Raw genomic sequence first — 21,662 nt, forward strand, 5'->3', positions numbered from 1 at the left:
GGTGACACAGAGAGAGAAAGTCGATGATTGAGCGCCAAGACACCAAACAACGCATGAGCCGTATTGTGAAACACAACGGCACTATCTACCTATGTGGCCAAGTGTGTGCTGATGCAACCAAAGACATCACTGAGCAAACACAGACGATGCTAGATAAAGTAGAAGCGCTACTTGAGCAAGCAGGCAGCGACAAAGAGCACATGCTGTCAGCAACGATTTACTTGAAAGACATGAAAGATTTCCAAGAAATGAACGCAGTTTGGGATGCATGGGTACCAGAAGGTCACGCTCCAGCTCGCGCATGTGTGACTGGCGATATGGCTCGCGAAGCGCTACTTGTTGAAATCTCTGTGATTGCTGCTGAGAAGTAATTGCTTAAAGCTTTTAGTGACGCAATGGCTTCAAGAGATTCCAGATACCTCGTCCCTCGGTTCTGGAATGACGATGCTCGAAGCCAAAAACAAAAAGGAAAGCCAATGGCTTTCCTTTTTAGTATCTAACGTTTGTTAACTGCTAATTGACTGGCGCTAGTCTGAGATTAACAGCCCGGGCCACAATCCAGACAGTGTTTCACCATCTCTGGACCTAGGTGCAGTTTCGCATTCAGGTCGCGTAGGGCAGTTCGTACACCCTCTTCGATTACTGGGTGGTAGAACGGCATGTCTAGCATCTCAGAAACCGTCATCTTGTTCTGGTGTGCCCATGCTAATAAGTGAGCCAAGTGTTCTGCGTTTGGTCCCATCATCTCAGCACCAAGGAAGCGGCCTGTGCCTTGCTCGCCGTATACGTGCAGAATACCTTTGTTGCGAAGCATCACTCGTGAACGACCTTGGTTTTCGAAAGACACTTCACCCGTTGCGAAACAGCCACATGTGCCTAAGCGTGTGGTGATCTCTTTGTAGGTTTCACCAACCATCGCGATTTGCGGGTCAGAGAATACTGCCGAGATTTTAGAGCGGCGTAGGCCTGCACGAATCTCTGGGAAGCGACCTGCATTGTCACCCGCAATACGAGCTTGGTCTGCTGCTTCATGCAGTAGAGGCAGTTGGTTACTCGCATCACCAGCGATAAATATTGATGGTAGTGATGTTTGTAGCGTGTAGTGGTCTGCGATTGGCACACCACGTTCATCAAGCTCTAGAGAGGTATTCTCTAAGCCAAGCTTGTCAGTGTTAGGGCGACGACCTGTTGCTGCTAGTACGTATTCAACGACGTTAGTTTCTAATTCACCTTGTTTATTGATGAACTGGATTTCGACACGTGGCTCACCCGATTCAGTGGTAATGCGCTTCATGCTTTCGATTTTCACGTCGGCATCGAGATAGAACTCTTCATTGAAAGCTTTATCTGCATAAGCCATGATCTCTGGATCAGTTACTGGGCCAACTTGACCACCCAAACCGAACAGTTTGGTCTTCACACCTAAGCGGTGCAGTGACTGACCAAGCTCAAGACCAATAACACCAGGGCCAAATACCGCAACCGATTCTGGTAAATCATCCCAGCTGAACACGTCGTCGTTAATGATCAGGCGGTCACCAAGTTCATTCCAAACGGCAGGGTATGCAGGGCGAGAGCCGGTCGCGATAACAATACGTTTAGCGGTGACAACCGTGTGGTCATCAATTTGTAGCGTGTTATCGTCTAAGAATTTTGCGTAACCAGAGATCTTGTCTTGCTCTGGGATTTCATCAACGCCTTCTAAAACAAAACCAACAAAACGGTCACGCTCAAACTTCACTCGCTCCATCACTTCACGACCGTTAATCACGATATCGCCTTGTGGGTGAACGCCAAAAGCCGGAGCTTTCTCGATTTGGTGTACGCTTTCTGCAGCTGCAATAAGCAGTTTAGATGGCATACAACCAACGCGAGCACAGGTAGTACCGTAAGGGCCGCCTTCAATCATCACGACACTGTCAGTGTGTGCTTTTGCAGCGCGGTAAGAACCTAGACCTGCCGTACCGCCCCCGATAACTGCTACATCTACATTGACTTGTTTCATAATAATTTTCTCGCAATGGCTAAATTTGGTTTGAACGAACCCCTCCAACTCTGATGATTTTTTGAGAGTCAGGATTGCGGGTCAGTTTTGTGATTCTGTTTTATTAGATTTAGCTTGTGACTCTGCTTTTATTGCTAACTATAGGTTAGTAAAAGACAGGCGAGTCACCAGCTATATTCTTTTTCCCAAAACTCAGATAAGAGTGTTTGGAATAGCTAACCCACAAGAGGGTGGGTTAGCTGATACTTCTAAGCCTATATCGGCGATGAAGCGATTAGCCTAGGAAAGTTTCTAGTTCTTCACTACCACCGATGTGTTTGCCACCGATGAATACTTGAGGAACGGTAGTGCGACCAGAGATTGCACGTAGGCTTACTGTTGTTGCATCTTTACCTAGAACCACTTCTTCGTAGTTCAGACCTTTGTCGATTAGGTTCTGTTTTGCTTTCATACAGAAAGGACAGCCTGGCTTAGTGAATACTGTGATTGACTCTTGCTCTTTGTGCTCAGGAGCAAGGTAGTTAAGCATAGTATCTGCATCAGAAACCTTGAACGGGTCGCCTGGTACGTCTTCTTCGATGAACATTTTTTCTACCACGCCGTTTTTAACCAGCATGCTGTAGCGCCATGAACGTTTGCCGAAGCCGATGTCGTTTTTCTCAACTAGCATACCCATGCCGTCTGTGAAATCACCGTTACCATCAGGGATGAATGTGATGTTTTCCGCTTCTTGGTCTGCTTTCCATGCGTTCATTACGAACGTGTCGTTTACAGAAACACAAAGGATGTCATCAACGCCGTTTTCTTTGAACACTGAATGTAGTTCGTTGTAACGAGGTAGGTGGCTTGAAGAGCATGTTGGAGTAAACGCACCTGGTAGGCTGAATACGATAACTGTCTTGTCTTTGAAAAGCTCTTCAGTCGTTACGTTAACCCATGCATCACCTTGGCGAGTTGGGAATGTTACTTGAGGGATTGATTGACCTTCTTTAGATGCAAACATATTGATTTCCTTAAATAGTATTTTTAATTTTGTTCTATCAGAGCTTAACGTTTTTCTTCGCTCTGTTTCGTTTCGTTGAGCCCATTATTAGATAAATCCTTTGATAGCTCTAATCGTTTGATGTTATGGTTTTGATAGGTAAATTCTATCAAGAGCATTTTTCTTTTAAATGTTTCTGTTAGAACCCTTGTTCTTATTAAAACCTGAGGTAAGAGACTGATCATGAACATTCGTGACTTTGAATACTTGGTGGCGCTCGCAGAGCATAAACACTTCCGAAAAGCGGCAGAAGCGTGCTTTGTCAGTCAGCCGACACTAAGCGGTCAAATACGCAAGCTGGAAGATGAAATTGGACTTCAGTTAACCGAGCGTAGTCCAAGGAAGGTGATATTTACAGAATCAGGGTTACAACTTGTTGAACAAGCCAAGCGTATTCTCAATGAAGTGAAAACCTTTAAAGATATGGCGAGTGGCCACGGTGAGGCGATGACGGGGCCAATGCACATTGGTTTCATTCCAACCGTGGGTCCTTACATCTTGCCTAAGATTGTTCCTCATCTTAAAGAGAGCTTCCCAGATCTTGAGCTTTACTTGCATGAAGCTCAGACCCATCAGCTAGTGAGTCAGCTTGAAGATGGCAAGCTCGATTGCTTGGTATTGGCTGCGGTTGATGAAACCGCGGTGTTCAAAGAGATTGATGTGTATGACGAGCCATTAAGTGTCGCCGTTCCGTGTGACCATGAGTGGGCTCAGCAAGACACTGTCGATATGCTGCAGCTAAATGGACAAACCGTACTTGCGCTAGGTGACGGTCACTGTTTGAGAGACCAAGCCTTGGGCTTCTGTTTTGCTGCGGGCGCCAAAGATGATGAGCGCTTTAAGGCAACCAGCTTAGAAACGCTGCGTAACATGGTCGCGGCGGGGGCGGGGATTACCTTGCTTCCTCAGCTATCGGTGCCGAAAGAGAAGCAGAAAGACGGTGTGTGTTACGTACCTGCTGTGAATCCAACACCTTCACGTCGCATTGTTGTTGCCTACCGTCCGGGCTCTCCATTGAAGGGGCGTTTCGAGCAATTGGCTGAGACGATTCGAACTCAACTGGAGAAGACGGCTTAGCGCTTGAATTTAGAGCCTAGTCTGGTCAGATATAGATATAAAAAAAGGGTTGATATGAATGCATATCAACCCTTTTTGTTGGTTCATGTTACTAGGTTCTACAAACCTTAGTTAGAACAGTTCTTCTACTGCTTCACCTGATGAGGTTGAGTAGATGTCATCATTGAAACGTTCAGTGATGTACTCGGTTGGCTCTGTGCCTTTCTCGAAGTACTCGAACATTGATGAGCTATCGAACTTGTTGGTCAGTAAGCCAGTTTCACGGTCGATACGAACACGGACGATGTTCTCAGGAATCTCTTTACGCTCAGCAGGAACACCCGCTAACGCCGTACCCATGAAATCAACCCATGCAGGTTCTGCTGTTTTCGCGCCAGCTTCTGCACCCGTAATTTGGTTCTTACCAAGATTTGAGTTCGCTTTGGTTCTGCCTAGGTTGCGGTTGTGGTTATCAAAACCAACCCATACCGTTGCAACCATGCCAGGGCCGTAACCGCTGTACCAAGTATCTTTCGAATCGTTGGTGGTACCCGTTTTTCCGCCAATGTCACGACGCTTCAACGGCTGTGCACGCCAACCTGTACCGTTCCAACCCGTACCTGCGCTCCAATCACCGCCACCCCAGATGTTGCTGTACATCATTTCACGAACAAGGAATGCGTTCTGTTCAGAGATAACTTGAGGTGCGTATTGTACTTTGGCATCCACATCTTGCTCTGCAAACTCATCAGCCATTGGGTCTGAGGTCATTTGCTGTTGGCAATCGTCTTTACAAACCACTTTTGGTGTCGCTTCAAATTCAGTCTCACCAAATGGTGTCTCAATGCGGCTGATGTAGAAAGGTTCAACGTAGTAGCCGCCATTAGCGAATACTGAGTAACCTTGAGCTACTTTCATTGGCGTTAAGCTACCCGCACCCAGAGCAATGGTTTCAGAGCGCGGAACTTCATCAATATCAAAGCCAAATCGAGTTAGGTAGTTACGAGTATCATCTAGACCTACTTCGCGCAGTACACGTACCGCCATTACGTTTTTAGACTGAGCTAAGCCAATACGTAAACGAGTTGGACCCACGTAAGTCGGTGGCGAGTTCTTTGGTCGCCATGCGGTACCTTGGCTCTTATCCCATTGGTTAATCGGTGCATCGTTGATCAGTGAGGCTAGCGTTAAGCCTTTCTCAATCGCTGCTGAGTAGATAAAGGGTTTGATACCAGAACCCACCTGACGAATAGATTGCGTTGCACGGTTGAACTTGTTGTGGACAAAGTTAAAGCCACCGACCATCGACAATACCGCGCCGTTGTTCGGGTTCATTGCAACAAATGCTGTGTTCGCATTCGGTACTTGGCTTAGTCGCCATACAATCGGTGTTTCTGATTCTGCAGTCGCTGACTCTTCTGTCGGCTCTTCAGAGACTTCATCGCCGGTAACGGCTTCATGGCGAACCCAGATTTGTTCACCAACCGACAGAATTTCTTTCGCTTGAGAAGGCGCTGGTCCTTGGCGGTTATCCGTTAGGAATTTACGCGCCCAGTTCATGCCTTGCCATTCGATAGTGCCTTCACCTTGGTTCTTAACCCAAATTTGAGCACTTTTCGAATCAACCGCGGTAACAACAGCAGGGACTAGGTCACCATAGGTTGGTTGAGACTTAAGGTGTTTAACGATTTGTTCTTGATCCCACGCTGATTGCGCAGTCTGCCACAATACTTTTTCAGCACCACGGTAGCCGTGACGCTCATCGTAGCCAAGTAGGTTCTTAATTGCGGCTTGGTTCGCTGCTTTTTGCAGTTTCGAATCAACGGTCGTGTAGACCTTCATGCCTGATGTATAAGCTTCTTCACCATAGCGTTCCACCATCCAAGCACGTGCAACTTCAGCAACATATGGCGCGCTCAGTTCGATCTCTGCACCGTGGTATTTCGAGATAAGCTCTTCGCTACGAGCGTCATCGAACTCTGCTTGAGTGATGTATTTCTCGTCTAACATACGACGCAATACAACGTTACGACGGTTAGTCGCGCGCTCAACAGAGTAAATAGGGTTCATTGTCGAAGGTGCTTTTGGCATACCCGCAAGGGTCGCAATTTCACTCAGCGTGAGATCAGGAAGATCTTTACCGAAGTAAACACGTGCTGCCGCGCCAAAACCATACGAACGGTGACCAAGGAAGATCTTGTTGACGTAAAGCTCCATGATCTCTTCTTTACTAAGAAGTTGCTCAATGTGGATCGCAATGAAGATCTCTTTGATCTTACGCATGATCTTTTTCTCATTAGATAAGAAGAAGTTACGCGCAAGCTGCTGAGTAATGGTACTAGCACCTTGTTTGGCTGAACCCGACATTGCAACCACGAGTGCTGCACGTGTGATACCGATTGGGTCAATACCTGGGTGTTCATAGAAACGGCTATCTTCGGTGGCAATCAGAGCCTCAACTAAGTGGCGAGGAATCTCGTCATAAGTGACTGGATTACGACGCTTTTCACCAAATTGAGAGATCAGCTTACCGTCTTGACTGAAGACTTGCATCGGCGTTTGGAGTTCTACGTCGCGCAAAGTGGCAACATCAGGCAACTCTGGTTTTACGTAAAAATAAAACCCGAAAATTGTACTGACTCCAAGAATCATGCAAATCAATGTAAATATGAATAATCGCTTTATGAACTTCACCGGATAATCCCTGATTAGTTAAGGCTGATAAGCAGCAAACCCTTGTACTCTAGGCTAAAAACTTAGCTTTCGTTTATTAACGCTTATTTAACTAATAATCACAACCCCTAGATAATCAACGAAATGCTTGGCACTTCAGGAGCTAGGTCACATGGGTTCATCATTAATTACAGGTATAGATATAAATCATCACAGCATCAAAGCCGTGGTACTAAAACCCGTGGGGGAGTTGTATGCCCTAGTGGGATACAAAGAGCTGCCGATTTCGGACGACATTTTTACAGCTAACCATACTTTGGAGTATCAGAAAACTGTTAAGAAACTTAAAGAACTTAGGAAAGGACTGCCTTTTGGCTGTCGCAACGTCGCCATTTCGGTACCTGATAACACGGTGATCAGCAAAGTACTGCAAATAGAGAGTGAGTTAGAAGACAGAGAAAAAGAGTTTTCTATCTATCAAACCTTCGCCCATCAATCTCCCTTTCCTATCGAGGAGCTGAGTTTAGATTTTGTAAAGCTGGAAGACAAACGATTTGGTAAAGGTTCGACAAGCAGTTATCAGGTATACGCGACTCGTAAAGAAGTTGTGGATAGCCGAGCGGATGCATTAACCAAGGCTGGCTTCAAACCTGTGGTGGTGGATACACAGGCGCATGGGCTACTTAATATCTGGCAATTGGCCTCGCGCCTGTATCCCGATAAGAAAAACTGGTTGCTAGTGGATGTTGGAATCGACCAAACCTCGCTAGGGGTTATCCCGCAGAATTCGGCGCCTTTCTATAAAGACATCGCCTTTGGCACTCAAGATCTTCGCAGCTCAGATGACCCGAGTGATATCGAGAGCGTGTTCGGTACTATGGAAGAGACACATCAATTCATTGTTAACCTGATTGAGAAGCTCAAGCGTCAATTGCAGCTCTATTCATCGGGAAATGCGCAGCAACCTATCTCAGGGATTTGGTTGATGGGCGAGGGCGCCAGCATCCCTATGGTAACCGAAGAGCTAGAACGCCATTTTCAGTTGAGCTGCGAGTCATTGAATCCTTTGTCTTTATTTGAGAATAAGGTCGCCAAGAGACGCCGACTGCCGATTGACTGGCAACACTTTGGTATCGCGGCGGGTATAGCGATGAGTGGGCTCAAGTGGCAGGGAGAGAAGCATGTTGCATCAAATTAACCTGCTGCCGTGGCGTGATGAGATTCGTGCTCAGCACAAGAAGCGTTTTATCCATCTGGTCATTCTTGGCGTCATCATTGCGCTTATAGGGCAATGGGCGGTTGGTCACTATTTTCACGATCAACAAGCCAAGCAGCAAGCTCGCCTCAATTACCTCAATCAGTACATTGCTGAGCTCGACCGACAAATTCAGTCGTTAAAAGTCGCAGAGCAAGAACACAAAGCCATTCTGACTCGACTTGATGTGGTTGAGTCGCTGCAGCTTGGCCGTAATAAGACCACCGACTTCATGAACTTGATGCCGGAGCTGATTCCAGAGGGTGTCTATGTCGACAAGATAAAGATGAATGGTCAGGAGATTGAAATGTCGGGCATCAGCGACAGCACTGCTCGTCTCGCCACCATGTTGGACAACCTCGAACGTTCAGATTCTTTGAAAGGGGTCGAGATGCACTCTATCGTTCATAACCGCAAGCGCTTCAATAAAGAGTTTCAGACCTTCAAGGTCTCTTTTGTGTTTAGCCCTGTGTCTTTAGAAAACACAACCGCGAGCAGAAAAGATAAGGGGGCGCATCATGGCTAACCTTCAAAATAGGATTAGTAGGCAAAACAGGATGAGCTTGCAAGATCTCGATGTTGATGAGATCACCGAATGGCCATTGTTGCCTCAGCTTCTCGTGATTCTGGTGTTGATGGTGTTAATCCAAGGTGTTGGCACTTGGCTGTATCTGCTGCCGCTCGACGAGGAACTGAAACAGATGAAGCAACAGGAGCAGACCTTAAAAACGACCTTGAGGATAAAGGCGAATAAGGTTGCAGCCTTGCCTAAGTTGCAGAGCCAGTTGGATGAGCTAACTAGTCGCTACGATTATCTATTAGAGCAGCTGCCCGTTCAAAAGGAGTTGGCGAGCATGTTGGCCTCCGTGAATGAGCTCGGCTTGGATAACTCGCTGACCTTCACACGAATCGATTGGGGGCAAAAGCAGAATAAGGAGTTTCTCTATCGATTGCCTCTCAATATAGAGCTGACAGGTGACTATCACGAGATTGGTGACTTCTCTGCTGCCATCGCCAAGCTGCCGCGTATTATTAGCTTTGATGATGTGAATTGGCAGCGAGTCAGTCAAGAAAGTAGCACGCTGCACTTTAGGGTTCGAGCTTATACCTACCAGTTTAAATCGGAGGTTAATGATGAAACCCAATAGCGCGTTTTACTCAATCGTATTGATGCTTGCGTTGTCAGGCTGCAAAGCTAATCAAGACTCACTGCAAGATTTTGTGGCGCAGGTTGAAGCCAAGGCGAGAAAAGATGTCGAGCAACTTGTCCCAGCAACTGAATTCACGGCGGCGACTTATCAGCGTCGATCTTTGCGTCCTCCCTTTGAACTGCCTAAAGAAGCCATTGTGCAAAACCAACCCTTGGTTAAGAAAGACTGTTGGCAACCCAGCGCCCGTTCTCGTAATGGCAAGTTAGAGAAGTACCCGCTGAGTAAGCTTCGTTTAAGAGGCGTGATGGGCAGTGGCTCAAGCGTGTTTGGCTTAGTGCAAACACCCAAAGGCAACGTGGTAAACGTCAAGAAAGGCCAGTTTATCGGCTTAAACAATGGCCGAGTTACTAAGGTGACGAGCCAATACGTTCAGATTAATGAAACTCTTCCAGATGGCTTAGGTTGTTGGCATAAGCGCAACGTTAGGCTGGCTCTGAAGTAAACCAATGTCACATGATGTGGATATGAGATGTAAATATGATTAAAGGAATAAGTGGATTAGTGAGCAAGGCTCTACAAGGTTTTGCTGTGTCTGTGATGTTGGTTGTTAGCGTGCTCAGCCATGCCGAGAGCTTACCGAACAAATTGGAGAATATTGATTTTAGGGTCAATAAGGATAAAGACGCCGTCATCATTATTGAGCTGGCGACCAGCACAGCAGTGGTGGATGTTCAACGAGCTCAGGAAGGGTTAAGTATCGAGCTAATCAATACTCAAGTTGATGATGACAAGCTCTACCTGCTGGATGTGAAGGATTTCGCTACCTTGGTTGAAGGCATTGAAGTCTATAAAGAGACACCAAGCACTCGGCTTCTAGCGACGATTAGCAATGACTATCAGTATGAATACAACCTAAAGGGGCGCTTTATTGAGGTGGTGATCAGCAAACCGGTGCTCGATGAAGCGACCAAAGAAAAAAGCGTTCTAGAGAAAGAGGGCAAGCTGATATCGATTAACTTCCAGGATATCCCGGTACGAAATGTCCTGCAACTGATTGCCGATTACAACGACTTCAATCTCGTGGTGTCTGATTCGGTAGCCGGAAACCTGACGTTACGCTTAGATGGCGTACCTTGGCAGCAAGTTCTCGACATTATCTTGCAAGTTAAAGGCTTGGATAAGCGTGTTGATGGCAATGTTATCTTGGTCGCGCCGAAAGCGGAGCTCGACCTTCGAGAGCAACAAGCGTTAGAGAAATCGCGCTTAGAAGAGGAGTTAGGGGAGCTTAAATCGGAAATCATCAAGATTAACTTTGCTAAAGCCACCGACATCGCTGACATGATTGGAGGTGAAGGTGCGGTCAGCATGTTGTCCGATCGTGGTTCGATTACCATTGATGAGCGCACCAACTCACTGCTCATTCGTGAATTGGAAGAAAACATTGCCGTGATCCGAGGCATCATTGAATCGTTAGACATTCCCGTGAAGCAGGTACAGATAGAGGCACGTATTGTCACGGTTACTGAGGGTAATCTTGATGAGCTTGGCGTGCGCTGGGGCGTTTCCTCAACCAACGGAAGCTTCACCGTTGGTGGCTCAATCGAAGGTAACCACCCATCAGCGATTACGCCGTATGACGACGATAGCGGCAGCAGCGTGATTGATGACTATCTCAACGTCAATTTAGGGGCAACATCGCCGAACGCCTCGAGTATTGCGTTTCAGGTGGCCAAACTGGGTTCAGATACCTTACTCGATCTTGAACTGTCGGCACTGCAACAAGAGTCAAAAGCTGAAATCATTTCTAGTCCACGCTTAATCACCACCAATAAAAAGCCGGCTTATATTGAGCAAGGTACTGAAATTCCTTACTTAGAGTCATCTTCAAGTGGCGCTACGTCGGTTGCATTTAAGAAAGCCGTGTTGAGTCTTAAGGTGACACCGCAGATCACGCCCGATAATCGTTTGGTATTGGATTTGAGCGTGACTCAAGATAGGCCAGGGCAAGTGGTAAAAACTGGAACCGGTGAAGCGGTCGCCATTGATACGCAAAGAATAGGTACGCAAGTGCTTGTTAATAATGGTGAAACTGTCGTGCTTGGCGGGATATTTCAGCACAGCGTGAGCAGTACAGTGGATAAAGTTCCTCTGTTGGGGGACCTGCCAGTTTTGGGCGCATTGTTCCGTCGCAGCTATGAAAATGTGGGTAAAAGTGAACTACTTATTTTTGTCACACCCAAAGTTGTGATTCAGTAATGAACAATTAGATTAAAAATAAAGTTGCATTAGTGGCACCTAACCTTGATAATTTCGGGTCTTATCACGAATTATCTGTGAGGAATCGGTGCCACGGGCCTTTTAATTTCAGTACTTGTACTGACCTACCTTGTGGCGATGTCATTGAATTAACGTTGTAAATTACTGCTAAAAACATGGCTGAGAAACGCAATATTTTTCTTGTTGGCCCAATGGGCGCCGGCAAAAGTACAATTGGTAGACACCTAGCTTCCCAACTTCATATGGAGTTTCTAGACTCTGACACTGTGATCGAAGAGCGCACTGGCGCAGACATCGCATGGGTTTTTGATGTTGAGGGCGAAGAAGGTTTCCGTAAGCGCGAAGAATCTGTAATCAATGATCTGACAGAAGAACAAGGTATTGTTCTTGCGACAGGTGGTGGTTCAGTGTTGAGCAAAGAAAACCGTAACCGTCTATCTGCACGAGGCATTGTTGTATACCTAGAGACAACAATTGAAAAGCAACTTGCTCGCACTAACCGCGACAAGAAACGCCCTCTACTTCAAACAGACAACCCGCGTGATGTGCTAGAAGATCTAGCTGTATCTCGCAACGCACTATACGAAGAAGTGGCGGACTACACAGTTCGTACTGACGACCAAAGTGCAAAAGTGGTAGCCAACCAGATCGTAAAAATGCTAGAAGAACGTTAAGTTCATTTTTTCGGAGAGCAAACCCATGGAACGGATTACGGTCAATCTAGCTGAGCGTAGCTACCCTATCTCTATTGGCGCCGGGTTATTTGAAGACCCGGCGTACCTTTCTTTTTTATCAGGTAAGCAGAAAGTTGTTGTTATCAGTAATGTGACAGTAGCGCCTCTTTATGCTGATAAAATTTTATCGCTATTGGATCAAGTCGGCTGTCAGACATCTCTTCTCGAGCTGCCAGACGGTGAACAGTACAAAACCCTTGAAACGTTCAATTCAGTGATGAGCTACATGCTTGAAGGAAATTACAGCCGCGATGTGGTGGTGATTGCTTTAGGAGGTGGTGTTATCGGTGACTTGGTCGGTTTTGCTGCCTCTTGTTACCAGCGCGGTATTGATTTCATTCAAATCCCGACGACCCTTCTTTCTCAAGTGGACTCTTCTGTTGGTGGTAAAACCGCAGTAAACCATCCTCTTGGTAAGAATATGATCGGCGCTTTTTACCAACCGAAATCTGTGATCATCGATACCAACTGTTTATCAACGCTTCCAGAGCGTGAGTTTGCAGCGGGCATTGCTGAGGTGATCAAATACGGCATCATTTACGATGAAGCCTTCTTTGATTGGTTGGAGCAGAATCTAGAGAAACTTTATCAACTTGATGAAGAAGCACTGATTACCGCGATTGCTCGTTGTTGTGCAATTAAGGCTGAAGTGGTGGCTCTAGATGAAAAAGAGTCAGGAATCAGAGCGTTATTGAACCTAGGTCATACATTTGGTCATGCGATTGAAGCAGAACTAGGCTATGGTAATTGGCTACATGGTGAAGCTGTGTCGTCAGGCACTGTAATGGCAGCTAAAACAGCTCAATTACAGGGACTGATCTCTCAGCAGCAACTTGAGCGAATTATTTCTATACTCAAGAATGCGAAACTACCAATCCATACGCCAGAAAGCATGTCTTTTGAAGACTTTATGAAGCACATGATGCGCGATAAAAAAGTGCTGTCTGGTCAGTTGCGTTTGGTATTACCAACAAGTATTGGTACTGCTGAAGTGGTTGCTGATGTGCCTCAAGACATCATTAAACAAGCGATCGATTTCTGCCGTACTCTTTAAATTTGGTTGTGAGGTTGCCTAGCTAAACTCTAGGCAACTGAAGCGTTTTACTGATCGATCTTATCAGTAGGGATCCCCAATGAGTTTGGCTCATGAATTAAGAGTATTAGAGTTAGAATCTCAAGTTGAGCTGCTAGAGCGCTTACAGCTTTTGACTAACTTTGGTTCAAACCTTGTGACGGTGGCGGGCAAAGCTGGCTCTGGCCGATCTTGGTTGGCTCAGCGTTATCTTGAAGCATGGTCGACAGAAAAAAATCAGTGTTTACTGCTTTGTCATCCAAGCCAAGACGATCAACAACGCCGTGCGCTCATTCTTAGCCAAATTGTTTCTGATCCCCTGTTTAATCAACATGATTCTTTATCGGATAGCCTAACAAGGTTACTGGATGGAGAACCGTGTAATGTGGTTATCGTCGTTGATGATGCCCAACGACTTTCTGAGCTATTGGTATCCGAATTATGGATGTTGGTACTGGAAGCTCAATCAAACCCTCAATGGACGATCAATATCGTTCTCTTCTCGGAACCTGGCCACTTAGATACGTTATTAACGCGTTTGAGCTACGGTCAACAACACAAACCTATCGATCTTGAGATCGATGACCTTTCGCAACCAGAAGCTGAACATTTCTTTGAATCACTGGTGATTCGATATGTTGATGATGAGTCTGAAACTTGCGTGCGACGTGCGTTTAATAAAGCGCAACCTCTGCCCGGTGAGTTAATGGCTTTAGGAGAATTGAAAGTGGAAAAAAGGATTATTATTCGCTCAATTATTGGCTCACCCATCAATATCGCGATTGTGGTGGCCTTGCTGTTGATTTTAATTGGTGGTGGTTATTGGTGGATGTTCAGTCAACCAACCCCTGACGATAAAGCGCAATCTCTTATCGCTCCGATTGAACAGACAGCTATCCCAACTTTTGAAGTGGAAAGTGGTGCCGAGCAAGCTGGAATCGACGGAATGGACGATTCTGAAGCCGAAGCTGACATGAGTTATCAAGGTGCTGATGACGACAGCTCATCTTTGCCACCGACTGTCGTTGAAGATACCGCGAGTGTTGGAGAAGTCGAACAAGATCAGCAGCGTGTCGTAATCACCTCTGATGTGGTTGATGCCTTGCTTGATGATAAACCTGAAAGTGCCGATACCAGTGCGATTGATGCTGCTGTTGAAGAAAACACAGGTGCCGCGGTGAGTTCGCAATCAGATGCAGACAAAGTGGAGTCACAGCCTTCAGCCGATGAAGCAACAGACCTAACACAGTCCACGCCACCGACTAAGAAAATTACATTCTCATTTTCTCGCGAAGAGTTACAAGCTATCTCTCCGCGAGCTTATACTTTGCAGTTGAGTGCGATGACCTCATTGGACGACGTACAGTCTTTCATTGAAGAGTATGACCTTGAGAACAAGGTTCGTATTTACCCAACACTTCGCAACGACACCAAGTGGTTTATTATCACTTATCAAGATTACCCAACGATTCAAGTAGCGAGAGACGCGGTAAGTGCGTTATCAAAACCCCTTCAACAGTTGGAACCTTGGGCAAAATCGATGAATCAAGTGCATCGAGAGATAGAACGTGCGAAATAACCCTGAGCTTAGCCTCAAAATATGTTACATTCCGCAGCCTTATTTTTGAGTTGATAGATAGAGCAGTAAATGAAAAAGCAGCGTGCCTTTCTAAAATGGGCTGGTGGTAAATATGGCCTAGTTGAAGACATCCAACGTCACCTGCCACCTGCTCGTAAATTGGTAGAACCGTTTGTCGGTGCCGGCTCAGTATTTCTGAATACTGACTTTGAACAGTACCTGCTTGCAGATATCAATCCCGATCTTATCAACCTGTACAACCTGCTTAAAACCGATCCTGAAACTTATATCACGGAAGCGAAGCGCTGGTTCTGTCCTGAGAACAACCGTAAAGAAGCCTTCTTAGATATTCGCGCTGAGTTCAATGGTACAGATAACGTCATGTATCGTTCATTGGCTTTCTTGTATATGAACCGATTTGGCTTCAATGGCCTATGTCGTTACAACAAGAAGGGCGGTTTTAACGTTCCATTTGGTTCTTATAAAAAACCTTACTTCCCAGAAGCTGAGCTGGAATTTTTTGCCGAGAAAGCGAAAAAAGCCACCTTCGTCTGTGAGGGATACCATGAAACCTTTAGCCGCGCGCGCAAAGGCTGTGTGGTTTACTGCGATCCTCCATACGCACCACTGTCGAACACGGCAAACTTTACCTCTTACGCAGGTAATGGCTTTAGCTTAGATGACCAAGCTGCACTGGCGGATGTTGCTGAAAAAGCAGCGATGGAACGAGGCATCCCTGTCTTGATCTCAAACCATGACACCACCTTAACGCGCCGTTTATACCATGGTGCAGAACTGAACGTGGTCAAGGTTAAGCGCACCATTAGCCGTAATGGCGCAGGGCGCAATAAAGTCGATGAGTTACTGGCACTTTTTCATAAAGAGAAAAACCAGCAACACGCTTCAGAAGAATTGTAGCGGCCAACATAACCCTCGAACTCATTAAATTGAGTGACCAACGGGTACTTTCATAAACTAATCTTTCGAACTGCTAGGATCTGCTTAGTTGCTTAGGTAGAATTGCACACCAAATAGTCTTGGAATTGAGTCTTGTATTTGTATATGAGATGTCACAAGGCGGTGATATTCGCAATTTACTCACTCTTAAGAGGTTTGGTATGAAAGATTTTCTAATCGCTCCATCGATTTTGTCTGCAGATTTTGCTCGTCTTGGTGAAGACGTAGAAAAAGTACTCGCAGCTGGTGCTGATGTTGTGCACTTCGATGTGATGGACAACCACTACGTACCTAACCTGACTTTTGGCGCGCCTATCTGTAAAGCGCTGCGCGACTACGGTATTACGGCTCCTATCGATGTTCACCTTATGGTTAAGCCAGTAGACAGCATCGTGCCTGAGTTTGCTAAAGCCGGCGCATCAATGATTACCTTCCACGTTGAAGCTTCAGAGCACATCGATCGCACTCTACAGCTAATCAAAGAGCACGGCTGTAAAGCGGGTGTGGTTCTTAACCCTGCAACGCCGCTTTCTTGCTTAGATTACATCCTAGACAAAGTAGACATGATTCTACTGATGTCTGTGAACCCAGGCTTCGGCGGTCAATCTTTCATTCCGCACACGCTAGATAAACTACGTGCTGTTCGTAAGCTGATTGATGAGTCAGGCCGTGACATTCGCCTTGAGATTGATGGCGGCGTGAAGGTTGATAACATCCGTGAAATCGCAGAAGCGGGCGCAGATATGTTCGTTGCGGGTTCAGCTATCTTCAATCAACCAGATTACAAAGAAGTGATTGATGAGATGCGTGCAGAGCTTGCAAAAGTAAACGCATAATCGTAAAACTACAGATAGATTGAATATTAAGGGGCTAATTTGCCCCTTTTTTACGTCTTATAGCTCAACTCATAAGACGAACATAATAAATAGGAAAGTAAGATGTCATTAAGCTCAATAAAACTGATCGCCTTTGATTTGGATGGAACCTTGTTAGACAGCGTGCCTGATTTGGCCGTTGCTGCTGACCAAGCTTGTCAGGAGTTGGGTTTCCCTTCAGTGAGCGAAGAACAAGTTCGCGACTACGTAGGTAATGGTGCTGATGTTCTTATCGGACGTTCACTCAGCCGTAACTTGACGGTTGACCCAAGCCTAGAGCCAGAGCTACTGAAAAAAGCACGCATCCTGTTTGATGATTTCTATGAGCAGGGCGGTCACAAGCTAAGTCACCTTTACCCATCGGTTAAAGAGACGCTGGCTGAGCTGGATAAAGCCGGCTTCACTATGGCGCTGGTTACCAACAAGCCATCGAAGTTTGTACCAGACGTACTGGCGCAACACGGTATTGATAAGTACTTTGTTGATGTGTTGGGTGGCGACTCTTTCCCAGAGAAAAAACCGAACCCAGTCGCTCTGAACTGGTTGCTAGAAAAGCACAATGTAAAAGCGGAAGAGATGTTGATGGTTGGCGATTCAAGCAACGACATTAAAGCGGCTAAGAATGCAGGTTGTCACTCGTTTGGTCTGACTTACGGTTATAACCACGGCGAGCCGATTTCAGCATCAAACCCTGACTATGTCGCGGATAACGTCGCGCAATTACTAGATGTCGTTCTAGTTTCAGCATAAAGCGGACAAAAGTTAGCTAACCTACTAGCAAAATACTTATCAATGAGTACACTGGATGAGCCGTACAGAAGAGCTGTGCGGCTTTTCTATATTTAAGTTAAGAAGCTAAGCGTTCAATAAACTTAGCGAATAAGCAAAGGAATTAAAACCATGAGCAAGCCCATCGTATTGAGTGGTGTTCAACCATCTGGTGAACTAAGTATCGGTAACTACTTGGGTGCTCTACGTCAATGGCAACAGATGCAAGATGATTACGATTGCCAATACTGTGTTGTAGACCTTCACGCAATTACGGTTCGCCAAGATCCGAAAGCACTGCATGAAGCGACTCTAGACGCACTAGCAATCTGTCTTGCTGTCGGTGTTGATCCAAAGAAGAGCACGCTATTTGTTCAGTCACACGTACCAGAGCATGCTCAACTTGGTTGGCTTCTTAACTGTTACACACAAATGGGTGAACTGAGCCGTATGACTCAGTTTAAAGATAAGTCTGCACGTCACTCAAACGACGTAAACGTAGGCCTATACGACTACCCAGTGTTGATGGCTGCAGACATCCTGCTTTACGGTGCTCACCAAGTACCTGTAGGTAGCGACCAGAAACAACACCTAGAGCTAGCGCGTGATATCGCAACTCGCTTCAATAACATCTACGGTCCTGAAACGCCAATCTTCCAAGTACCAGAACCTTACATTCCAACAGTGAATGCACGTGTAATGAGCCTGCAAGACGCGACGAAGAAGATGTCTAAGTCGGACGACAACCGTAAGAACGTGATTACTCTGCTAGAAGAGCCTAAGTCGATCATCAAGAAGATCAACAAAGCGCAAACCGATGCAGAAACACCACCACGCATTGCTCACGATTGGGAAAACAAAGCGGGTATCTCTAACCTAATGGGTCTGTACTCTGCAGCGACGGGTAAAACGTTCGAAGAGATCGAAGCGCAGTACCAAGGCGTTGAAATGTACGGTCCGTTCAAGAAAGACGTAGGCGCAGCATTGGTTGAGATGCTTGAGCCGATTCAAGCTGAATATCACCGTATCCGTGCTGACCGTGCCTACATGGACGCAGTAATGAAAGCCGGTGCTGAAAAAGCCTCTGAACGTGCTGCAGTGACACTGAAAAAAGCATACGAAGCAGTAGGTTTTGTTACTCGCCCATAGGGTGAACTAACACAACTCGCTTGAGAATTTGAGCCCAAAGTAGCTGTTGTTTACTTTGGGCTTTTTCATGCCCATTCCATTTGCCTTCCTCGAAACCCCCTTGTTTGAATTGATAATTTACCCAGTATTTAGCTAGCATATCCATCGCTGTAATGCTGTGCAGATGATCTTATTTGGTACCCTCAAGCTTTATAAAATCACACTCGTTTCTATATATGTTGGAAATATATAACGTGCCAAACAATTGATGATTCCAAAGTGATAAGTTCCTCATTTTCTTGCCAACTGACTTATTCCTTTCATAAATAAACCTGATAGTTACCACAAAATACATGACTGCCCATAGATGGCAGTGACTATAACTCGATGAACTCAGGTGAAACGGATGGCTCTTTTACACAAACCTTCATTGCTAGCAGTGGCAATTGGTAGCTTGTTAACTACAAGCGCACACGCTGATTTGTTTATTTCACAATATGTGGAAGGCGGCAGCTATAACAAAGCGGTTGAGATTGCCAATAGTGGCGATAGCAGCATTAGTTTAGATGGTTACTCATTGGCGAAATCTGCCAATGGCAACGGATCATGGGGTGCCACTTTACCTTTAGATGGACACGTTTTAGCACCCGGTGAAGTACTCGTGGTCGCACATTCTAGTGCGAGTGATGAGATTAAAGCTCAAGCTGACATCATTAATGCCTCTCTCGCCAATCATAATGGTGACGACCCGCTGGCTATCTTGAATTCAGACGGCTCGGTACATGATGTTGTTGGTTTGATGGGCGATGTGGACTGGGGCAAAGATGTTACTTTGGTTCGTGCGACACAAACACCTTCTGCGACGTTTGATGCTTCACAATGGGTATCGCTACCAAAAGACAGCATTGAAGGCCTAGGTTCACTAGACAGCGTTGAACTGCCAGAAGCGTTCACTTGTACACAAGATGGCTCTGACCCAGTATTCACCACCATTCAAGAAATCCAAGGTGAGGGCGCTACATCGCCATTCATCGATGGCTACCCGTACATCACCGACGATGAATATTTCGTAAAAGGTGTGGTAAGTGCGGTAACAACAGGCCTAACTAAAGGCTTCTACCTGCAAGCACTTGAGGATGATTTCAACTCAAGCACTTCTGAGGGTCTATTTATTCATACCAACCAGTCGAGCTCAGAGCTAGTAGCCGGTGATGTAGTGTGTGTGAAAGGCAAGGTTCAAGAATACTACAGCCACACTCAGCTGAAAGTAGAAAACAACCAATGGCTAAAACAGGGCGAGCAGCAGGCACCTGAAGCGACGGCGATAGAAGTGCTAGACAGTGACGAGAACTTCGCTGCAACGCTTGAACGCTACGAAGGCATGTTGGTGAAAACAACCGAAGCGCTTGATATGCGTGTGACGCGTACCTTTGGTTATGACTACGCAGGTCGTCGTAACAACATGGTACTGGCGCATGAGCGTATTAACATGCAGCCGAACCAGCTTTTCGCCGCGGGATCTGACGAAGCGAAGCAGCAAACTGAAGACAACGCAGACCGCCGTCTTTTCGTTGAAACCGATCAAAAAGCGGCTGATGGACAAGTCCCTTTCTACCCAGATTTTGGCCGCACTGATATCGACCAAGATGGTTCAACAGAAGATTACATCCGCATTGATGACACCATTGTTGGCCTAGAAGGCGTGCTGACTTACAGCTACGGTGAGTACCGTTTAATTGCGACTAACCAGATCTCGGCTGAAAACTATGTGCGTAACGATCCGCGTACCGACAAACCAGACATGGATGAAGGCGACCTACGTATTGCGACCTTCAACGTATTGAACTACTTCAACTCTCCATTTGGTGGCGACGCGAATCAGCACGGCAATAACCGTGGCGCGAACACCATCACTGAGTTTGAGATGCAGCAAGAGAAGATTGTGAACGCGATTCTTCGCTTAGATGCAGACATCATTGGCTTGATGGAAATTGAGAACAATGGCTTTGGTGAAGGCTCTGCCATTCAGCAACTTGTAAACCAACTGAATGATCGCATTGAGCGTAAGAAAGACCGTTATACCTTTGTGGCTGTCGACTCGAACGAAGACGGCGTAACCGACGAGATGGACTCGATTGGTACCGATGTAATCACAACCGGTGTTATCTACCGTAAGAAGGTGGTTAAGCTTAAAGACAGCCGTGTTATCGCGATGCCAAGCCAACAAGCACCAGAGGTGTTAGACGATTCAGGCAAGGTGATTGAAGACGGTAAGAACTACCAACGTGACTCATTGGCGCCAACCTTTAAAGTTAAAGGCACCAAAGAGAAACTCACCGTAGCGATCAACCACTTTAAATCGAAAGGCTCTAAGTGTTGGGAAGATGCTGCTCCGATTGAGCAGGGCGGCCAAGGTGGTGTTGACGCCGATAAGCAAGGCTCATGTGAGAACTTCCGTGTGGCAGCGGCGGTGGCACTGGGTGAAGCGCTCGATGGCATCAAAGGCCATAAAGTGATCCTGGGTGATATGAACTCGTACGGCATGGAAGATCCAATGCTGGTGCTAACGGATTACTCTGAAGAGAAATACGGTAAGCAAATCAAAGCGGCTCGTAACACTTACATAGATGGTGTTGAACAGTTTGGTGATAATGGTGCGGTGATTACTAAGAACTACGGTTACATTAATGCTGTGGCTCAAAAGCACCCAGACAGCTGGAGCTATTCATACAATGACGAAGTGGGCGCACTGGATCACCTGTTGATCAGCGACAGCCTGAAAGATAGGGTTGTCGATGCTACCGATTGGCACATCAATGGTGGTGAGTCGACGTTGTTTGACTACAACGAAGAGTTCAAAGGCGACCTACCTAAATACCAAGATCACTTCCGTTCATCGGATCATGATCCTGCGGTTCTTGAACTGCGAGTAGGCGGTTCATTTGGCTTCGGTGCTCTGATGTCACTATTTGGCTTAGCAATGTGGCGTCGTCGCAACTAGCTCAATCACAAATAGATTGGCTTGCCATACAAGTAAGCCAATTCAGATAACTTAGCGCTATCTGTAAACAATTAAGGTCAACTTAGGTT

19 protein-coding genes are annotated in these 21,662 nt (G+C 46.2%); 15 read left to right on the forward strand and 4 right to left on the reverse strand.

Annotated features, from left to right (window positions below; all coding sequences use genetic code 11):
- Positions 1-23 precede the first annotated feature (23 nt).
- Entirely contained in the window at positions 24-371 is a 348-nt protein-coding gene (locus AB4161_RS09490) for a RidA family protein (RefSeq protein WP_102370802.1), read from the forward strand.
- Positions 372-538: 167 nt separating this feature from the next.
- Here the strand turns inward: AB4161_RS09490 and AB4161_RS09495 are convergent, their stop codons facing one another.
- From AB4161_RS09495 to AB4161_RS09505, 3 genes are all read right to left on the reverse strand, one after another.
- Entirely contained in the window at positions 539-2,005 is a 1,467-nt protein-coding gene (locus AB4161_RS09495; RefSeq protein WP_102370803.1) for a dihydrolipoyl dehydrogenase, read from the reverse strand.
- A gap of 274 nt (positions 2,006-2,279) precedes the next feature.
- On the reverse strand, positions 2,280-3,008 hold the full coding sequence (locus AB4161_RS09500; RefSeq protein ID WP_017061133.1) for a glutathione peroxidase: 729 nt from the start codon (positions 3,006-3,008) through the stop codon (positions 2,280-2,282).
- 44 nt (positions 3,009-3,052) lie between these two features.
- Positions 3,053-3,232, reverse strand: coding sequence for a hypothetical protein (locus AB4161_RS09505; protein ID WP_048659170.1), 180 nt, complete (start codon positions 3,230-3,232; stop codon positions 3,053-3,055).
- On the opposite strand from AB4161_RS09505, the gene oxyR reads away from it, so the two are divergent.
- Positions 3,231-4,124, forward strand: a complete 894-nt coding sequence (gene oxyR, locus AB4161_RS09510; protein WP_017061132.1) for a DNA-binding transcriptional regulator OxyR — start codon at positions 3,231-3,233, stop codon at positions 4,122-4,124. The genes AB4161_RS09505 and oxyR overlap by 2 nt on opposite strands.
- Positions 4,125-4,235: 111 nt before the next feature.
- On the opposite strand, the gene AB4161_RS09515 is transcribed toward oxyR, so the two are convergent.
- Positions 4,236-6,797 carry a penicillin-binding protein 1A gene (locus tag AB4161_RS09515; RefSeq protein ID WP_198594487.1) on the reverse strand — a complete coding sequence of 854 codons (2,562 nt, stop codon included), beginning with the start codon at positions 6,795-6,797 and terminating at the stop codon, positions 4,236-4,238.
- A 151-nt stretch (positions 6,798-6,948) separates the two neighbouring features.
- On the opposite strand from AB4161_RS09515, the gene pilM reads away from it, so the two are divergent.
- The 13 genes from pilM to AB4161_RS09580 all read left to right on the forward strand — a co-directional run bounded on the left by pilM (position 6,949) and on the right by AB4161_RS09580 (position 21,573).
- Positions 6,949-7,974: a type IV pilus assembly protein PilM gene (gene pilM, locus AB4161_RS09520; protein WP_102370805.1), complete on the forward strand. Its 1,026-nt coding sequence runs from the start codon at positions 6,949-6,951 to the stop codon at positions 7,972-7,974.
- Positions 7,958-8,557, forward strand: coding sequence for a PilN domain-containing protein (locus AB4161_RS09525; RefSeq protein WP_017061129.1), 600 nt, complete (start codon positions 7,958-7,960; stop codon positions 8,555-8,557). Before pilM ends, AB4161_RS09525 begins: the two co-directional genes overlap by 17 nt.
- The gene (locus AB4161_RS09530; protein ID WP_017061128.1) at positions 8,550-9,179 is read left to right on the forward strand and encodes a type 4a pilus biogenesis protein PilO; all 630 of its coding nucleotides are present in this window, start codon (positions 8,550-8,552) and stop codon (positions 9,177-9,179) included. Before AB4161_RS09525 ends, AB4161_RS09530 begins: the two co-directional genes overlap by 8 nt.
- Complete coding sequence (locus tag AB4161_RS09535) at positions 9,166-9,684, forward strand: pilus assembly protein PilP (RefSeq protein WP_017063694.1); 519 nt, start codon at positions 9,166-9,168, stop codon at positions 9,682-9,684. Before AB4161_RS09530 ends, AB4161_RS09535 begins: the two co-directional genes overlap by 14 nt.
- A gap of 35 nt (positions 9,685-9,719) precedes the next feature.
- On the forward strand, positions 9,720-11,438 hold the full coding sequence (locus AB4161_RS09540) for a type IV pilus secretin PilQ (protein ID WP_032545762.1): 1,719 nt from the start codon (positions 9,720-9,722) through the stop codon (positions 11,436-11,438).
- 176 nt (positions 11,439-11,614) lie between these two features.
- The gene (gene aroK / locus AB4161_RS09545; protein WP_017061125.1) at positions 11,615-12,133 is read left to right on the forward strand and encodes a shikimate kinase AroK; all 519 of its coding nucleotides are present in this window, start codon (positions 11,615-11,617) and stop codon (positions 12,131-12,133) included.
- Positions 12,134-12,158: 25 nt separating this feature from the next.
- On the forward strand, positions 12,159-13,247 hold the full coding sequence (gene aroB / locus AB4161_RS09550) for a 3-dehydroquinate synthase (protein ID WP_017061124.1): 1,089 nt from the start codon (positions 12,159-12,161) through the stop codon (positions 13,245-13,247).
- A 79-nt stretch (positions 13,248-13,326) separates the two neighbouring features.
- A complete protein-coding gene (locus AB4161_RS09555; RefSeq protein WP_102370806.1) occupies positions 13,327-14,844 on the forward strand; it encodes an AAA family ATPase in 1,518 nt (505 codons plus the stop codon).
- A 69-nt stretch (positions 14,845-14,913) separates the two neighbouring features.
- Complete coding sequence (locus AB4161_RS09560) at positions 14,914-15,762, forward strand: Dam family site-specific DNA-(adenine-N6)-methyltransferase (protein ID WP_017061122.1); 849 nt, start codon at positions 14,914-14,916, stop codon at positions 15,760-15,762.
- A gap of 200 nt (positions 15,763-15,962) precedes the next feature.
- On the forward strand, positions 15,963-16,637 hold the full coding sequence (gene rpe / locus AB4161_RS09565; RefSeq protein WP_010435263.1) for a ribulose-phosphate 3-epimerase: 675 nt from the start codon (positions 15,963-15,965) through the stop codon (positions 16,635-16,637).
- A gap of 102 nt (positions 16,638-16,739) precedes the next feature.
- Positions 16,740-17,426, forward strand: coding sequence for a phosphoglycolate phosphatase (locus AB4161_RS09570; protein WP_017061120.1), 687 nt, complete (start codon positions 16,740-16,742; stop codon positions 17,424-17,426).
- 150 nt (positions 17,427-17,576) lie between these two features.
- A complete protein-coding gene (trpS, locus tag AB4161_RS09575) occupies positions 17,577-18,593 on the forward strand; it encodes a tryptophan--tRNA ligase (protein ID WP_016796005.1) in 1,017 nt (338 codons plus the stop codon).
- 385 nt (positions 18,594-18,978) lie between these two features.
- Positions 18,979-21,573 (forward strand): ExeM/NucH family extracellular endonuclease, encoded by a 2,595-nt coding sequence (locus AB4161_RS09580; protein WP_372083263.1) that lies wholly within the window; start codon positions 18,979-18,981, stop codon positions 21,571-21,573.
- The last annotated feature ends 89 nt before the right edge of the window (positions 21,574-21,662 follow it).

The sequence above is a fragment of the Vibrio sp. 10N.286.51.E5 genome (assembly GCF_041469125.1).
GTDB classification, from domain to species: Bacteria; Pseudomonadota; Gammaproteobacteria; order Enterobacterales; family Vibrionaceae; genus Vibrio; species Vibrio crassostreae_C.

Excerpts from the sequence above, each read along its gene's own strand:
- AB4161_RS09490 (WP_102370802.1), top strand. The coding sequence starts at position 24 with ATGATTGAGCGCCAAGACACCAAACAACGCATGAGCCGTATTGTGAAA.
- AB4161_RS09495 (WP_102370803.1), bottom strand. The coding sequence starts at position 2,005 with ATGAAACAAGTCAATGTAGATGTAGCAGTTATCGGGGGCGGTACGGCA.
- AB4161_RS09500 (WP_017061133.1), bottom strand. The coding sequence starts at position 3,008 with ATGTTTGCATCTAAAGAAGGTCAATCAATCCCTCAAGTAACATTCCCA.
- oxyR (WP_017061132.1), top strand. The coding sequence starts at position 3,231 with ATGAACATTCGTGACTTTGAATACTTGGTGGCGCTCGCAGAGCATAAA.
- AB4161_RS09505 (WP_048659170.1), bottom strand. The coding sequence starts at position 3,232 with ATGATCAGTCTCTTACCTCAGGTTTTAATAAGAACAAGGGTTCTAACA.
- pilM (WP_102370805.1), top strand. The coding sequence starts at position 6,949 with ATGGGTTCATCATTAATTACAGGTATAGATATAAATCATCACAGCATC.
- AB4161_RS09525 (WP_017061129.1), top strand. The coding sequence starts at position 7,958 with ATGTTGCATCAAATTAACCTGCTGCCGTGGCGTGATGAGATTCGTGCT.
- AB4161_RS09530 (WP_017061128.1), top strand. The coding sequence starts at position 8,550 with ATGGCTAACCTTCAAAATAGGATTAGTAGGCAAAACAGGATGAGCTTG.
- AB4161_RS09535 (WP_017063694.1), top strand. The coding sequence starts at position 9,166 with ATGAAACCCAATAGCGCGTTTTACTCAATCGTATTGATGCTTGCGTTG.
- AB4161_RS09540 (WP_032545762.1), top strand. The coding sequence starts at position 9,720 with ATGATTAAAGGAATAAGTGGATTAGTGAGCAAGGCTCTACAAGGTTTT.
- aroK (WP_017061125.1), top strand. The coding sequence starts at position 11,615 with ATGGCTGAGAAACGCAATATTTTTCTTGTTGGCCCAATGGGCGCCGGC.
- aroB (WP_017061124.1), top strand. The coding sequence starts at position 12,159 with ATGGAACGGATTACGGTCAATCTAGCTGAGCGTAGCTACCCTATCTCT.
- AB4161_RS09555 (WP_102370806.1), top strand. The coding sequence starts at position 13,327 with ATGAGTTTGGCTCATGAATTAAGAGTATTAGAGTTAGAATCTCAAGTT.
- AB4161_RS09560 (WP_017061122.1), top strand. The coding sequence starts at position 14,914 with ATGAAAAAGCAGCGTGCCTTTCTAAAATGGGCTGGTGGTAAATATGGC.
- rpe (WP_010435263.1), top strand. The coding sequence starts at position 15,963 with ATGAAAGATTTTCTAATCGCTCCATCGATTTTGTCTGCAGATTTTGCT.
- AB4161_RS09570 (WP_017061120.1), top strand. The coding sequence starts at position 16,740 with ATGTCATTAAGCTCAATAAAACTGATCGCCTTTGATTTGGATGGAACC.
- trpS (WP_016796005.1), top strand. The coding sequence starts at position 17,577 with ATGAGCAAGCCCATCGTATTGAGTGGTGTTCAACCATCTGGTGAACTA.
- AB4161_RS09580 (WP_372083263.1), top strand. The coding sequence starts at position 18,979 with ATGGCTCTTTTACACAAACCTTCATTGCTAGCAGTGGCAATTGGTAGC.